Source organism: Luminiphilus syltensis NOR5-1B, from assembly GCF_000158175.1.
In the GTDB taxonomy this organism is placed as follows: Bacteria; Pseudomonadota; Gammaproteobacteria; order Pseudomonadales; family Halieaceae; genus Luminiphilus; species Luminiphilus syltensis.
Genome location: NZ_DS999411.1, coordinates 2,450,714 through 2,464,504, shown reverse-complemented (window position 1 = coordinate 2,464,504; position 13,791 = coordinate 2,450,714). Strand labels below are relative to the sequence as shown.

Annotated in this window: 12 protein-coding genes; 3 read left to right on the top strand and 9 right to left on the bottom strand. The window is 51.7% G+C overall.

The window, feature by feature from the left end; genetic code table 11:
* Nucleotides 1-29 precede the first annotated feature (29 nt).
* Both NOR51B_RS11100 and NOR51B_RS11095 read right to left on the bottom strand, forming a co-directional pair.
* Nucleotides 30-389, bottom strand: a complete 360-nt coding sequence (locus NOR51B_RS11100; protein WP_154647666.1) for a hypothetical protein — start codon at nt 387-389, stop codon at nt 30-32.
* Entirely contained in the window at nt 382-2,346 is a 1,965-nt protein-coding gene (locus tag NOR51B_RS11095) for a C25 family cysteine peptidase (protein ID WP_195891495.1), read from the bottom strand. Before NOR51B_RS11095 ends, NOR51B_RS11100 begins: the two co-directional genes overlap by 8 nt.
* A gap of 169 nt (nt 2,347-2,515) precedes the next feature.
* On the opposite strand from NOR51B_RS11095, the gene NOR51B_RS15425 reads away from it, so the two are divergent.
* The 3 genes from NOR51B_RS15425 to NOR51B_RS11085 all read left to right on the top strand — a co-directional run bounded on the left by NOR51B_RS15425 (nt 2,516) and on the right by NOR51B_RS11085 (nt 5,122).
* Nucleotides 2,516-2,728 (top strand): hypothetical protein, encoded by a 213-nt coding sequence (locus NOR51B_RS15425; RefSeq protein ID WP_230198455.1) that lies wholly within the window; start codon nt 2,516-2,518, stop codon nt 2,726-2,728.
* Between the two features lie 84 nt (nt 2,729-2,812).
* Nucleotides 2,813-3,823 carry an NAD-dependent epimerase/dehydratase family protein gene (locus NOR51B_RS11090; protein ID WP_009020117.1) on the top strand — a complete coding sequence of 337 codons (1,011 nt, stop codon included), beginning with the start codon at nt 2,813-2,815 and terminating at the stop codon, nt 3,821-3,823.
* Between the two features lie 921 nt (nt 3,824-4,744).
* Nucleotides 4,745-5,122 carry a glycine zipper domain-containing protein gene (locus NOR51B_RS11085; protein WP_009019366.1) on the top strand — a complete coding sequence of 126 codons (378 nt, stop codon included), beginning with the start codon at nt 4,745-4,747 and terminating at the stop codon, nt 5,120-5,122.
* Between the two features lie 31 nt (nt 5,123-5,153).
* Here the strand turns inward: NOR51B_RS11085 and NOR51B_RS11080 are convergent, their stop codons facing one another.
* The 7 genes from NOR51B_RS11080 to NOR51B_RS15540 all read right to left on the bottom strand — a co-directional run.
* Nucleotides 5,154-5,657 carry a nuclear transport factor 2 family protein gene (locus NOR51B_RS11080; protein WP_009020658.1) on the bottom strand — a complete coding sequence of 168 codons (504 nt, stop codon included), beginning with the start codon at nt 5,655-5,657 and terminating at the stop codon, nt 5,154-5,156.
* Between the two features lie 153 nt (nt 5,658-5,810).
* Entirely contained in the window at nt 5,811-5,999 is a 189-nt protein-coding gene (locus NOR51B_RS15710; protein WP_009021194.1) for a hypothetical protein, read from the bottom strand.
* Between the two features lie 470 nt (nt 6,000-6,469).
* Nucleotides 6,470-8,032 carry a virginiamycin B lyase family protein gene (locus tag NOR51B_RS11075; RefSeq protein ID WP_195891494.1) on the bottom strand — a complete coding sequence of 521 codons (1,563 nt, stop codon included), beginning with the start codon at nt 8,030-8,032 and terminating at the stop codon, nt 6,470-6,472.
* A 434-nt stretch (nt 8,033-8,466) separates the two neighbouring features.
* A complete protein-coding gene (locus NOR51B_RS11070) occupies nt 8,467-9,075 on the bottom strand; it encodes a nuclear transport factor 2 family protein (RefSeq protein ID WP_009019466.1) in 609 nt (202 codons plus the stop codon).
* Between the two features lie 230 nt (nt 9,076-9,305).
* Nucleotides 9,306-9,734 (bottom strand): cupin domain-containing protein, encoded by a 429-nt coding sequence (locus NOR51B_RS11065; RefSeq protein ID WP_040482049.1) that lies wholly within the window; start codon nt 9,732-9,734, stop codon nt 9,306-9,308.
* A gap of 173 nt (nt 9,735-9,907) precedes the next feature.
* A complete protein-coding gene (locus tag NOR51B_RS11060; RefSeq protein WP_009019041.1) occupies nt 9,908-12,076 on the bottom strand; it encodes a PQQ-dependent dehydrogenase, methanol/ethanol family in 2,169 nt (722 codons plus the stop codon).
* A gap of 87 nt (nt 12,077-12,163) precedes the next feature.
* Nucleotides 12,164-13,791: GMC family oxidoreductase (locus tag NOR51B_RS15540; protein ID WP_195891493.1), on the bottom strand; the 1,628-nt coding region annotated here is incomplete at its 5' end.

The following is a 13,791-nucleotide window of genomic DNA, read 5'->3' as shown; positions in this document are numbered from 1 at the left end:
TACTGCATCAAAAGCTCACAGAATCCGCGCTACCAGGAAAGCCGTGACTTGGGCCGTGAAGCACCCACGGGCGTCAGGCGCGTATGTTCTCCCGACAGCGAGACGCTTTCGACGTAGTACCAATATACTGCGTCGAACTCAATATCAGCATCGCTGAATCGGTAGCGCTGGGGTAGGTCAGTTGTTCCGGCACCAAGAATCATTTCGGTGCTGATGCGCTCGAAGGGCCCCTCTCGACTTGTGCCACGAAACACCACATAGGCAAAGGTATTGTGTTCACTTTGCGTGGTCCAGCGGATGACATTGGGCGCCGGTGCGCGCACAAAAAGCCACCAGCCGAGCATAACGACAATCGCCATCCCCAGACTCACGCCCACTGCCCTATTCATGGCTCGTCCCGAACCGCAGCGGCATCGCCGGATCACCCAGAAGGTTATACGACTCTACAAGACTGCGGTGGCGCTCGGCGCGTTTGGCCTTCATAAGCGCAGTACCGATGGGCGTACCGGGAATAAGTAAAAAGCGCAGCAACCGTTCACTGAAAGCGTGAACCGGGACCACTCGCCAGGAAGCAGCCACAACAGCAAAGGCACCGCGATTTTCGGCAGTTAAGAACACCTCGGCTAGGGAATTGGCGTTAGGATGATCAAACGGGCCCGAAGAGCAGGTCATACTCAACACCAGCGGCAGATCTTTTTTCGCGTCAAGATCTGTGAGGGATTCTACACTGAAAAGGTCTGCAGCAGTCCGCAAATCCGGGGGACCGGTCCGCCAGACAAACCGCCCACCGTGACCGAGAAAATGCACGACATCAGCATCGCCGTTGAGCGCCGCAAACACCTCGTTCTGGCCCTGATTTTCTGCCGGATAAATCCGGGTGTTTATCGCGCCTTTGATTTCTGCCTGCCGCGCCAGTGCGTCGGTTATTTTCTGAAATGAACGATCCTCGCCAGCAATCCAAACGGCCTGCAGCGACTTATCGGTAGCTGAGGCCCGGGATCCGTGGGCAATCACCTTATTCACCATGCGGTCGAGCTCCTCAGGGCTACCCGCCGGTAACCGCCCGACTGCGAGGTCGGGTAGATAATCATCTCCCTCAACACTGACAAGCCGATTATCACTGGCGGCAAAATGACCCTGCACCATGACCTGTTCGGTCGGTACCAGATTGCGGGAATTCCCGGTGGGTGTTGCCCGCTCCCAGCTGGCATCGCCGACAAGCAGCAACATGGCAGGGGCGGGTTTTTGCCAATGGCTACGCGCGTACTGAACAAACCTGCGCAGGGCGTCAGGGGCGTGAATCCCATTATTGAACTGGTCAAAGATCGCTTCCACATCGGCAACGACGACTGTTCGACCGCGATTACGGTGGAATTCAGCCAGCGGCTCCAGTGAAGTCCGCAGCGTACTGTGGACAATCATCAGATAATCCGCCTGCAACGAGGGACTTTTAAGATCAGGCTGAGGCGAAACCGGGATCACGCGCTCGGGAGACAGAACGCCCTCGGGCACCCTGAGACGGTGGCTTGCAGAACGGTCCAGTATCGTATGTTGGTGATCGTCGCCTGCTGGGTACTCCAGTTCGATCCAGTTCAGCAATGCGGCATCGACAAGTTGACGTCCCGTTTTCGGATCGATTCGTTGTGGAATCCGAAGCTCGAGCAGCGCTCCACTTGCATCGGTTTCTTCCAGTTGAAGGTCGTCAATGACAACAATTTCAGGCTCCTGCCCCTCCCAGCTTGACTGTGCAACCAGCCTTCCCGCGAGGTATACCTGAAGCCAATGCTGCGGCACTCCTGCTACGGTGGCATTCTGATCATCCGTCAAGCCCGCCAACGCCACCCGCAAACGCCTGGGTGGCGCTGACCAGGAGAGCCGATAGCTAAAATGATCGCCCTTTACCTGGCTGATACGCTGCCAGTACCAGGGCTCAAGCGCCGCGGGTTCAGTGGCGCGAGGCAGTGCCACCCGCATCAGCTCCTTTTCGAGATGTTCAATAATCGGCACACTCGGAGACGGCTTTTTTCCGACAACGGCAGCGGGCCGAGAGATCTCTGTGGTGAGCTGATAGACGTTGTAAGCGCTGTAAGGATCGAACCAGGAATGATCGCCCCGGAGGCGTCTACCGGTAAAATGGAAATAATCACCAGGCCCAAAGCGCCCGTCCCCTCCATCGAAAACGTCGATGTCGATGGGCAAGCCTCGGTGACTCAGGCGCAGCTGCCCAGACGGTATTGGCAATTCACTGGCAGTCAGGTCCTCAAAACCCACCCGGTAGCGGGCATCATCGAGCACCGCAATATTGTATGCCCCGCTCGACTGCCCCAACGCTGACGTTGCTGCCATGCAAAATATCATCGCGAACATGGGCTGGCTAAAGGGGATGCCAGTTCTCCCGCAGAGGCCGTGTAACAACCCAAAACGGCCGTTGGCTCCTATCACCGTTGACTCCATTTCTTGATGCTCAAACTGACCACACAGGGGGTGCAGCGTTGGAGAAGAATAGGATATGCTCATGTCTGGTGTTTTACTAACGGTATGGAGCAGCTTTATGAACAAGATGGAACTGTGGCTCACAGCCCCGATCATGCTGGCGACAACGCAGGCCCAGGCGGCCGTTGACGTGACGGGTTTTACCGTCGAGGGTGCGAGCAGACCTTATGGTCTCATCGCCCTTGCTCTGCTTTTGGTGGGGATTGGCCTGACTCGCATGCGTAAAGCGTCCTGATCGCCTTTTGATCAAGTGGAGTCGCGACGCTGTTGGCAAATGACGTCGCCCTCTACGTTTATTGATTACTCCAACGGCTGATGGGTGAAAGCTGAAACCGAAACCCTGAAACGGGCGGTGGTTTGTGGTGCCGGTGGCTTTATAGGCCACCACCTGGTCAATCGACTCAAAAGTGAGGGCTTCTGGGTGCTCGGCGTGGATTTGAAGTATCCCGAGTTTTCCCACTCTGTGGCAGACTCGTTTATAGTCGGCGATCTGCGAGATCCTAGCCTCTACGATAAACTACTTTCATCCGAGATCGACCACGTATACCAGCTTGCTGCTGACATGGGCGGCGCGGGCTACTTGTTTACCGGCGACAATGACGCCGACGTGATGCACAACTCAGCACTTATAAATCTCAACGTCTTACAAGCCTGCGTTCAGCATGGCGTCCAGCGCGTATTCTATTCGAGTTCTGCGTGTGTCTACCCAACCTACAATCAATTGGATCCGGACAACCCCAACTGCAAAGAAGCAACGGTCTATCCCGCCGAACCGGATAGCGAATACGGCTGGGAAAAGTTGTTCGCTGAACGGCTGTACGAATCTTTTTCCCGAAACTACGGACTGGAGACACGGGTCGCCCGCTTTCACAACATTTACGGACCGGAGGGCACGTGGTGCGGTGGCAAAGAGAAAGCGCCCGCCGCGCTGTGTCGAAAAATCGCAGCAGCGATGAACGGTGGCGCCATCGAAATATGGGGAGATGGTCGCCAGACCCGCTCATTCCTCTACGTCGCGGAATGCGTTGAAGCCGTACGACGACTAATGGAATCCGACTGCCGGGAGCCTGTGAATGTCGGCTCGGACCGGATGATCAGCATCAATGAACTGGCTGCAACCGTAATGCGCATATCGGGTAAAACGCTGAAGATCAATCGTATCGACGGGCCTCAAGGCGTCCGCGGCCGTAATTCCGACAATACCCTGATTGAAGCACGACTTGGTTGGCGACCCGGGACCGATCTGGAGGCGGGTCTCCGCTCGACGTATGCATGGATTCTTGATCAGGTAACGCAACAACTCACGAATCCAGAAATGCCAAGCTGCTGAGCTCTCAGACGCCCAGGCACCTGCGATACGTCACCACCAGATCGCCCGGCGCTATGCAAGCCTCCTTATCGACCTCTAGCCAATTCCCGCGCCAGTTGGCATCTTGATAAACCGGCGAAAATACGTTGTTACGCTGCGCTGGTGAAACTTTCCGGGTGATAACTGCCGGCTCGCCCCACGGTGGACGCATGGGGCAACCTTGCTCCTGCGGAAAATAGTTGCGTGGGGATAGTTCTATAAACTTTCCCGGCTCGTGTGTGGGGGAACTGCGGGAAAATAAAACCTTTTTTTAGGTCGTTGTTTTTAAATCGTTTTATCGGAAAGGGCGGAGGCTCGGGTCGCCCCTGGTGGTTAGCATTTATGGGGGTTGGGGAGCACTTGTACCCGTTTGTGTCCCCGAATTGAGCAGGACAGCCGCCAGAATCGCCGCCACATCGGCTCCTCGGGTAATCCCCCACCGTCAGCCAACGACTCACAACGACGAGCGACCCCACGAATGTCTGGGAGATCTGCCGCCCAGTGCTTATTGGCAGATACTGGAAAACACCCGTTCAGCGCTGTCTCTCAAGCGGGAAGTGGGCAGATGGCTCAAACTGCAGGCAGTGTCCATATTCACCATGATCGAGCGTCACATTTTTTTGGCCGCCTGCCCGGCTGGAAAAGAATAGAGGTTCTGTTCTCAACCTGTGTCCGTTTCTTGGGCTGCCAGTCTGACTCAATGATCCAGCGTTGCAAAGAATTGGGCCCACCGAAACACCCTGCGAGTGGGCACCGTGTTTATGCCATGATGTACTTGGAGGATGTGCGCGACCTATTGGTTGGCGCTAAACGCAACGGCAGACGGACAAGCGCTTTTGAGTGAGAGCGTTTATGGCCTTTGCGACACCGTAGTTCAAACCCTTTTGAATCCGGAGATTAGCAATGTGTTTTTATACCGAAATTCGCAATGCCACCGTGATGGCACCCCTGATTTTTCTCGTAGCATGTACCACCACCGATGAGATTGTTATCGACCGACAAGGTGTCGATATGGCGCGCTACGCAGCCGATAAGGCTGAATGCGAAACTTACGCAGAGGAAGTTCGCACCGGTGAGAAAGCTGCTCGAGGAGCATCCTCTGGCGCGGTTGTCGGCGGCGCCGTGGGGGCGATTGCCCGCGATAGCAGCAAGGGCGCGCTGCAGGGCGCTGGCGTCGGCGCTGTCACAGGTGGTGCCCGGGGCATCGCTGAAGGCGAGCGGGACAAAGTACGTGTTGTGAAACGCTGCCTTGCGGGTCGCGGCTATCGCGTATTGAACTAGTCGCGCTGGGGATTAGAAAGTCCCGAAAGCGCTAATAGTTGTATAGTGGATCCTCGCTATCACGGCTGCCACGTGGAAACGATTCCGCGTAGGGCGACGCCTCATCAAAGGTCACCAACCCGGTCCAGTCAAACACGATGGTTCGCTCAGCGATCAGCCATTCGCCGTTCCTGTGCGAGAAGCGATCCAGGTAGCGACCACCGATGAAGTCATCTGCGGCCCTGCCATTAACGCGCTGATATGACAGAAAGTAGCTCTCCACGCGCGCACTTTGACCATCCAGCTCAATCAGTATATTGGTCAACTCGTGCCGCGCCATGGGTACAGTCGTCAGGTGCTCGATGACGAAGTCGCAGTAATCCCTCGCCGGCCCATCGTAAAAGGAGCCGTGGTGCTCAATGGCATCCAGATGGTAGGCGGATTTCATCATGTCCGCGTCACCACGATCAATACCGCGGCAGTAGCGGTAAAGCGCGTCGCGGATCTCCTCTTTGTCAGCTGCTGCCAGCAGTCGGGCTTCCGTGATCTTGTCCAATATCAACTCCCTGTCAATGCCAGTGCTACTCGGGTGACGGTTATACACGATACTATCGCGACAGCGTTTGCTAGAAATTTACCCGCGCTACTTCACGGCCAGTCAAGCAAAAAATAACTGTGTTGGCCACCCTTCATGGGAAATTGCAATGCCTTAGCGTCTTGCGCAGACAATAACGCCTTCAACATCGTTACCTCGCTCGGCACGCAGAATATCGTAGTGTATTTCTACGTCGACCAGTTCGGCATTCAGAAGACGACGGTGTAGATATTTTTCCGTATGAGAATAGCGTCCAGTGGCGTTCGGCTGATAACTGTCGACGGATGCACTCGCAACAGTCACCCGAACCGCTAAACTCAACTCTCATCATATGGTGACCAACGCTTGGAGAGGATTCAAGTAAGGCGTATCAACGCACTGTTAAGTTCTATTTCCCGCACCCAGGCCGCCCAAGATGCGGGGATGTCGGGCCCAGTTATTGCAAACGACTGTAGTTGTTAACTGATTTCGGACACTTTTTGGGGTGGTAATCTGCCACCGATTGAGGAGTGTTCAAATGAAAACGAGAAGATTATTTACCTCTGAACCGTTCGCTAGAAGCAACGCTGCTCGGCGTAAACCTTTTTCGACAAAGAGGGTCAATGAGGTTTTTTTGGCGCAGATTGAATGGCTAGTCTAGACAAACAGCATAGCGGATCACTTCACTCGGGAATCGGTGGTGCTTACAGGTATTAACAGACCAATGCTGCCAATCAGAGCCAGTTAACCTGGCGATACGCCATAACTACAAGGCACCACGCACCCTGAAAAAATCAATCTGCAATCTGCATTCTGACTACGATAGCAGCAGGGTTGTCACCCCATTGATTCGGAATATTACTGTATGATGTCCAAATATCACCGGTCTTGTAATCAATTGCCAGCTGCCGCGTAAAGGTGTAAGCATTCGGAAGTGGGAATTGCGTGAACTCCCCAGTGTTTGGATCGAGCCGATAAATTGAGTCCGAGCCCGTTCCACAAATCCACACCACATCCTTCGTACCATCTACCCGGAGAGCATAAGGATAATCGCCTTTATCAGGCAGAGGATAACTTTTAAACGTTAGCTTCAACGGATCAAACACTGTGACCTTGCTTGTGGCAAACTCAGGAATCCACAACCTATCCTGAGAGTCGACACCAATCCGTCTGGGGCCCGAAAATTTCGTGGGCATCTCATACTGCGTTATTTTTTTGGTGCCCGAGTTGAGTTTTCCGAACACGCCTTCGTTCAACTTCGTATACCAGACGTTTTTCAGAGAATCTATGGCAACGCCGTAAACACCAACCTGCGTCTTTGGAAGAGTACCTGTTAGGGGTAAAGGATATTCCTTAACCTCACCGGTTTCCGGGTTGAGACTCGCAAGAGCATTGTTTGTGAACTCACTAATCCATAGATTTCCCTCGTCATCGTATTCGATATAACCCAGTGAATCGATGGCGAAAGAATGCGGCAAAGAGTTAAGACTAAAACCACCGTAAAGTCGAAATTCTTCGGTGTTAGGGTCAAAGCTGGCAACCATATCCACCAACTGAAGGGTTATCCACAGAATATTGTTCCGATCCGGGTGGATGGTATGGGCGCCTGCTCCCTTAATAGGCAGCTCGTAGGTAGTGACTGCACCGGATGTAGGATCGATTTTGTGAAGAGTATCGTGAACGTAATCCAAACCCCAGCCGTAGCCTTCTTTCCCTACGGTAGAGTCATGTAGAACAGAATCAGGCTGTCCTACATCATATTCGATAATCTCTATCTCGGCCGCAGCACCCGTAACTGGCGACGGCACTTCTGGCCGCAAGGAATGTCCGGCAGTTCCGAAACCACTATCCACTAGCCAGGTCGCCAGATCCTCAGTACTTAGACCGGGCATCAGAGCATGGCCAACTTGATAACTACCAAGACCTTTAGACTTCATATTAGTTATTGTCGCTATCCATTGCTCCCGCGATCGGGGCGCCCGAGTGATCATGTCTCCGAACTGATGACAACCAATGCACCCAAGCAAAAAGCCACGCTTAAGTGGGCCATCCGGTAACGCCGCAATCCAGCTAGTTCCTGACACTTGCTGCGCAATATCGGCACCGTGGGCTAAGTCAAACTCAATATTAGAAAGACCCGCCTCACTAACAAAAATGTCATTCTTTTTCTCCGTCTCGAATCCAATCTGGACCGCTGTTATATCGTACTGCCCAGGGAAGAGGTCAACCATCCGAAATTCGCCTTGATCATCGGTAAACACGGTTTTTGTATATCCTCGATCGAGATTCTTGGCTGAAATTTGTGCGCCAACGACTGGGCCCAATTCCAAACTTTTGACAGCACCGGTAAGTGTCACACTGAAAGCCGCGGATGGCCAAAGCCATAATAGGGAGGTAAGAACCGCGATCGCGCGCGTTAGTTGAACTCGGCTTACGTGGAAGCTTATCCCGTTATTTTTTTTATGTTTTGAGCCCATCGCTAATTCCTCTGTGAATCGTTATTAGGAAGCACTTTAACCAGCACTTCGATTGACGCATATCGAAAAGGTTGACGTCAACTAAGGTGCCCCAACTAGATTCGGGGGAAGTCCATGCATTTTAAAGATGTCTACACCGCGTTTAGCAGTATAATTACAACCCCACACATGACAGATGTATTATTATCTTTATACGAAGAGAGTTTTATCCATGCATCCCGAGAACGTTAGATGAAGCCTAACGAAATATCGCGTTTTATATGATCTTCAGCTTAGCGATTAGGGCTCAATTTTATTTGCGAAATTGCAATACCTTAACGAGCCAAGCTTGAGACGCTAATCACCCTCAGCTCCAGCCTTGTCACCAACCAACTCTCTTCAGTCTTTTTAACAGACAGTGTATAAAACCCTTTGGATTCTGTAACATCAGTCACTGAACTCCCCGTGGTATAGCTATAATTGACGCGTGTTGCGCTCAAATAGGCCTCTAGCTTTCCCTCATCACCATCCAACTCAACGAAATAATTACTTAACATATGATGGCCGCGGGATATTGATTGTCCCTCTTCGTTTCTCGGTATTACGGAATCAACAAACTTGGCCCACGCATCGGGTGTTACGATTGATTGTGAAGGCGGCCCATCAAAGTCGCTGCCCACGGGCCAGAAATTAAAAGACGCTTCTTCAGAAAAACATTTTTTATAAATTGCCAAGGCCTCATGATACGCATTCGTATTGCCTAGTTCTCCAAATGTGTCGGTGGCCCTTGCATAACAGACCATGAGATCGATAATCTTGCTCTTCGTCTCTAAATCGACCGCCTTTACCATATTCGAGGTCAGAGGTAACAAAGCAAACACGCAGGTTAACGCCAAGCTTTTCTTCACTGTTTTCAGACCAGCCTTTAAATCGCAATTCGTCATGGTATCTGCACGCCCTCTTCCTTCTGCTCTAGACTGCTAGGATAGGGGCAGTTTTTTATTTTTTCTGCAACGGCTCCTACTAAATAATAATCGTGTGGCCTTGAGAGAATGCATGACCAGTGCTAATTTCTCGACCGAATATTACTTCTCGCCAATTTGTTCCGCCGGACATGACGAAATATCCATTGATTTAATTGCCACCTTGAGACTAAACCTGACGTCAGTGCTCCTTAATCTCCAGCGTTGTAAACCTCACCATCTTTCCAAGCTACTTCTATAGGCCCCTGGCTAATCAAAATGAACTCACACCCTTCCGGCCCCGCCTCTTCAGGCCCATAAATGGTACCGGCGCGAACCCAACGTACATCACCAGGAGAAAACCAGCCTAATCCGTCATTGAAGTTTAGGGATCCCTTGGTAATAAGATAAACAGTGTCAAAATTGTGGGAGTGCTCTCCAGCTTTCACGTTTGGCGGGAATAAATTTGCAACAATCCACGGCCCTTTTTCCCAATTTTCACCCATAAATTTGACTTTTATCGTCTCCGTCATCTTCTCAAAAAAGCCGGGGTTTTCCCCAGGATCAACGAAAGTGTCCCACTCGCCCTCTGAACTGTTCGCTTTAGCTACCGGCCCAAGGACTGTCGCAATAGTTTCCAATTGAATTACCTCCTATCTGACTCTACAAATGACCTGGAAAGCTCTGTAGATTACATATTAAAAAACCAATGTACCTTTCGTTAAACACGAAGAATTTCCCAGCTCGGCAACGAAATTCGAAAAACAAGCTTCATAGATCAAAAATAAACCTAACCTAGGACTGGGTAATCGTTTCAGTCCCCGCTTAATGCAGCACGGTCCTTGGCTGCGCGATCCGATACGTAGTGTCGCACCGCCTCAACTGATTCTTCCGACAAGTCGGAAAACTCCGGCATGCCCAAGTCAACCAAGACTCCGTTTCTTACAACCGCCGCAAAAGCGCTGGGAGATTTGAGCGTATCTGAGCGACGTAGATCGCTCGCGGCGCCGACAGCGATCGCTTTCTGTCCATGGCAAACTGCGCAATATTGCGCATATACTGCGTGCCCTTTAGCCAACGTTTCCGGCTGCGTTTCGAGCGTATCGTCAGATAGAAGTGGCGTTTCAGCATTGTCTTGTACAGGCAACTTCGCTTGACCGCCCAAAGAGAATGTGAGGACTCGCCTCTTTTGCTTCTTCGGCTGTAAATTAAAGCCTTCTATCAAGGCGCCCAGATAACCACCACTCGTACCCATCCCCGTTAGAACGGTTACGTATTGCCTCCCTCCGGCTCGGTAGGTAATGGGTGGCGCCAGAACAGGCGCCTTCGCATCGAACTTCCAAAGCAAACTTCCCGAGGAAGCATCAAACGCGTTGAAACTACCATCTATATGGCCTTGGAACACCACCCCACCGGCTGTTGTCAAAACGCCACCGTTCCAATATCCCGGTGTTTTGAGGCGCCATACTTGGCCTTGGGTTACAGGGTCGATAGCTACTAAAGAACTTGAACCTGTCGTGTCTGGCGGGTAGCCCACAACTGCCCCTGTATCGAGCACATTATTAGGCAAACGCTCCCAGTCCTCCTTGTTTCCGGCAAAGTCCTGGAAAACGGCGGTCAACTCGATGGTTGGTATATAAACTAATCTTTCGTCCGGATTGTAAGCCATGGGTAGCCATGTATGTGCTCCCATCGGGCTGGGTGCAACCGCAACTGGCTCGCCCTCCTGATACCGAATACCCGGGACCTCATTGGGTCTACCAGTATTCAAATCAATATCGGTAGCCCATGTCACGGGCACAATATTTTCAGCCGAAATAAGCTTCCCATCGACTCGATCAATCACATAGAAAAAGCCGTTCTTAGGGGCAGTCATTAACACCTTACGTGGAGCTCCCGCTATCTCCAATTCGGCAAGTTGCATATCCATCGCCGCGTTGTAATCCCATGTTTCTCCGGGATTTGTTTGATAGTGCCAAATGTACTTACCCGATTCGGCATTTAGAGCAACTATGGACGATAGAAATAGATTATCCCCCTCCCCTTTGCTTCTGATTGTGTGATTCCAGGGGGCTCCATTGCCTGTGCCAAGATAGATCTGATCCAACTGTTCATCGTAGGTTATTGCATTCCAGACGGTCCCTCCGCCGCCAAAACGCCACCATTCCCCGGCCCAAGTTTTAGCCGCCATGCGCATGGCATCATTTTCGAATCCATCGGCAGGATTGCCCGGCACGGTATAAAACCGCCATAGACGCTGACCTGTTTCTGCGTCATAGGCAGTTACGTAACCACGAACATTTCCGGCATCAGCGCCGCCATGACCAATAATTACCTTGCCATTGAACGCTCTTGGTGGCCCACTGATGTATCGCATATCGTCCGGATCGACGGTCATGACGCTCCAAACCTCTTTGCCTGTATCAGCATCGATAGCGATCAAGCGTCCATCCTGAGTGCCGGTGTAAATCTTTCCATTCCACCAGCCCAGCCCCCGACTCCCCCAACCTTGACGAAGTTTATAACCAGCACGTTCAGCCGCCTTGGCGTCAAACGTCCACAGCAGTTGTCCTGTCACGGAATCAAGCGCGTGCACCTCGCTATAGCCAGGAGCAAAGAACAACTTACCGTCGATTTGAAGTGGCCCAGTTACGCTGTTTCCCTTTGGAAGATCAAAAAACCAGTCGAGTGACAATTCGGAAACTGATCCACGGTTAATTACTTTCAAAGGACTGAAGTGCTGCTCACCATAGGTCCGACCAAAAGCCGGCCAGTTAGCGCCATCACTCAGGTCGGATAAGATTGTGGCACTGTAAGTCGCACCCTCAGAGTCAGCGTGTGCAACACTAAAATTACAGAAAATCGTAAAGGTCAGGAGTTTCGCTATCACGGCAAGGCAAAAAGGCCTGGTCGCACCACTTATCCGACTCGATTGAAGCCTAAGTTGTGATCCGCTTTTATGTCGTTTTATCAAGATCAGCATCAATTCCCCTCAGAGAATATTTATACAAATTTAAATCCAATCCGTTTTACACGATTGGTACCAAAATAGCGTTTAACAAAGAAGACATTAGGTATTAGCTCTTTCTTCATTAATCAGCTCTGATGCGCGAGCGGCAACAGCCATAGCTGGCGCGTTGGTATTACCAGTCGTTTGTGTCGGAAATATTGAAATATCTACAACACGCAGCCCAGTAACGCCTCGTACCCGGCAACGGCTGTCCACAACTGCCAGGTCGTCAGCCCCCATCTTCACAGAACCACAGGCGTGGTAGCCCGGACCACAGTAGGCTGAAAAGGCATCCAAAATATCTTCATCACTCTCGACATGGGGGCCAGGTATCGTCTCTTCTCCGATAACATCGGTTAAAGAGTCATGAGACAGGAGCTTCCGCATGTATCGGAACATATCGATACTGATTTTCCTATCGTATGGGTGAGTCAAATAATTTGCTTGGATCTCTGGCGGCTCCTCCGGGTTCTTAGACTTTATATGCACGCTCCCCTGACTTTGGGGGTTAGTCGGATAGCCCATTAACTGCATTCCCGGCAAGGATTCGAGTGTGGGTCCCTTGGTCCACCCATCCCAAGACCGCAAATCCATTGATGTTCTGGACGCAATAAGGTGAACGTCTGGGCGCAGAGTGTCAGAAGCAATACGCACAAGGGCTGACATGTCGAAACCCGGATAGGCCATCAATCCTTTTTTAGATAAAGCATATTTCGCGACATTCTTATAAAGACGCCAACCAGAAAATTCTGCATTTTTACTCCATGGCTTTTTAAGCCGACGCTGCATTACGATGAGGCAATGCTCTCTGAGGTTCTCGCCGACTCCCGGGCTATCTAAAATAACGTTAATTCCGAGCTCCTCCAGAAGCGCTCGCTGACCAATTCCGGAAAGCTCAAGCACCTGGGGTGACTGGAGCGCCCCACATGACAAAATGACCTCTCCGGAAGTCTCATAGCTTGTCACAGAACCATCAACTACACATTCAACACCACAAGCTACACGACCATCAAAAAGAACGCGGCTGACTAATGCACCCGTAACAACGGTTAAATTGGACCGGTGCAATATTGGATGCAGGAAAGCCTGCGATGCCCCGGAGCGTTCTCCCTTACGTATGTTGTAAGGTGTATAGCCGATGCCCTCATGGGGCGGCTCGTTAATGTCCTCGACTACACCTAGACCTTCTGCAGATCCCGCCGATATCAGCGCATCGATCAACTCACTTCGATATGGGTTTATAGAAACGCCCACGGGGCCACCGCTACCTCGACATTTTCCTGGTCCGAGGCTATGGTCCTCCATCTCCTGGAAAACACGTCGGATCTCATTCCAGCCCCATCCATTATTTCCAAGCGCCTCCCAACCATCGTAGTCACCGGGGTTGCCGTGAAAATATAGCATTCCATTTATTGAACTGGAGCCGCCAAGCATGCGGCCTCGCGACCATACCTCGCCATCCGGCTTGGCCCCCTTGTCGGGACCGGTCTGGAAAAAGCGAGCACGCGTCTCGTTAAGAAGGAGTTGCGCAAAGCCACGTGGCATTTTTGTTAGGAAAGTCTTGTCGCTCGGGCCCGCCTCAAGCAGAAGAACCTCGACGGATGGGTCAGCAGTAAGTTTGTTCGCAAGCACGCAGCCCGCAGCACCCGCACCACAAATAATATAATCGAAGCTTTTCAAGCTATTAC

Coding starts and splice junctions, on each gene's coding strand:
- NOR51B_RS11095 (WP_195891495.1), bottom strand. CDS start 2,346: ATGGCAGCAACGTCAGCGTTGGGGCAGTCGAGCGGGGCATACAATATT.
- NOR51B_RS11100 (WP_154647666.1), bottom strand. CDS start 389: ATGAATAGGGCAGTGGGCGTGAGTCTGGGGATGGCGATTGTCGTTATG.
- NOR51B_RS15425 (WP_230198455.1), top strand. CDS start 2,516: ATGTCTGGTGTTTTACTAACGGTATGGAGCAGCTTTATGAACAAGATG.
- NOR51B_RS11060 (WP_009019041.1), bottom strand. CDS start 12,076: ATGCTGATCTTGATAAAACGACATAAAAGCGGATCACAACTTAGGCTT.
- NOR51B_RS11085 (WP_009019366.1), top strand. CDS start 4,745: ATGTGTTTTTATACCGAAATTCGCAATGCCACCGTGATGGCACCCCTG.
- NOR51B_RS11070 (WP_009019466.1), bottom strand. CDS start 9,075: ATGACGAATTGCGATTTAAAGGCTGGTCTGAAAACAGTGAAGAAAAGC.